At 55.8% G+C, this 1,300-nt stretch carries 2 protein-coding genes and 1 pseudogene; 1 reads left to right on the forward strand and 2 read right to left on the reverse strand.

The annotated features are described in order from the left end of the window. Positions 1 to 460 (forward strand): HEAT repeat domain-containing protein (locus Q0520_RS06945; RefSeq protein ID WP_298668040.1); only part of this gene is annotated, 460 nt, incomplete at its 5' end. A 206-nt stretch (positions 461 to 666) separates the two neighbouring features. Here the strand turns inward: Q0520_RS06945 and Q0520_RS06950 are convergent. After that, positions 667 to 936, reverse strand: coding sequence for a type I restriction enzyme endonuclease domain-containing protein (locus Q0520_RS06950; protein ID WP_298668043.1), 270 nt, complete (start codon positions 934 to 936; stop codon positions 667 to 669). Between the two features lie 8 nt (positions 937 to 944). After that, positions 945 to 1,300, reverse strand: a pseudogene (locus tag Q0520_RS06955) (Fic family protein); the annotation flags it as partial.

A 1,300-nucleotide genomic window follows, 5' to 3' on the forward strand; every position in this document is an offset into this window, starting at 1 on the left:
GGTTGAAGGTGAAAGGGTTAATGTTCTGCAGGGGGGTCGCAATCAACCCCTGGAAAGACATATCTCTTGTGATAGACAGGACAATGTCGCACTTCTTATCGCTGCACTGAGGGATTCACGGAAGCGAGGCGAACGTGACAGAACAGGGACATTACTTGTCCTTGAAGGGGCACGAGCAGTCGAGCCATTGATCAATGTGCTGCATGATCCTGATCCCGATCTCCTTGAACGTGTGATCGGTATACTCGGACAGATTGGGGACAGAAGGGCGGTGAAACCCCTGATACAGTGTCTTAAGAACCCCGCCCCGAGAGTGAGGGTACGGGCTGTCCAGGTCCTTGGTGGTCTTGGAGATATACGGGCTCGGCCTGAGGTGGTAAGACTATATCTCGACAATAACCCGCAGGTACGGAGAGCTGCGGAGACGGCAGTCTGGAAGTTGAGTGATCAGGTGAAATAAGAGGAGCGATTGGTGCGGTCAGTCCTCTGCCTGATCCCGGATATTTGTGTTTTGTCGAGGGGGACGTCCGAAGAGAGCCCCCTACCTTTTTTCTCTGTCAATTGTTCCCGTCTCCACCACCACCCTCTGCCCCTCGATCTCCACCCTCCCCCCCACACAGTATGCGCCCATCTCGCACGCTTCCCTGATCGGGCAGAGGCCTGTCCTCATATCCCTCCTGCCGCAGCCTGACCGGGAGAGGTTCCAGAGGGGCCCGATCTTTTTCCCCCGCAGGAAGGGGAAGTGGTGAGACGATCGAGGTCCTCGTCGGCCATCACCTTGCGGGCGCTCTGGTTGTTTGTAAGGGCGTCGGCCTCTGAGAGCCCCAACGTCTCGCCCCGCTCTGCCTCCTCACGGATCTGGCGTGCGGTCTCGATCAACTGCTCGATGATGACGGCCGTCTCGACCTCGTCCTCGGTGAAGGTGTGGTGTCCCATCTGTCTGCCTATTTCTTTTTCTCGTTCCAGAGGTCGCATTCTTCGTTAAAGATGAAGATGAACTCCCGGCCGCGTTTTTCTTTTCTGATGTAGCCCTGGTCGGCGAGGCCGAGGAGGTCGGTCCGGGCCGTCTGGTAGACGACGCCGTGGGTCTCCGAGACCTCTCTGATGGTGAAATACTCGTCGCTGTGTTCCATCATCTGTCGCAGGATGTCTGCCTGCCTTTGATTGATGTTTTGAATCGTTTTGATGATCGCTTTTGTTGCGTTCTGCTCGCTCTGTTTTTTCTCGATATAGGCGAGCAGGTCTTTTCGGGCCTCCTCGATGCACCTGATATGATACTGGATGAAGTAGGTGAGGTCCA

The sequence above is a fragment of the uncultured Methanofollis sp. genome, assembly GCF_937919355.1.
Classification (GTDB): domain Archaea; phylum Halobacteriota; class Methanomicrobia; order Methanomicrobiales; family Methanofollaceae; genus Methanofollis.

Coding starts and splice junctions, on each gene's coding strand:
- Q0520_RS06950 (WP_298668043.1), bottom strand. CDS start 936: ATGGGACACCACACCTTCACCGAGGACGAGGTCGAGACGGCCGTCATC.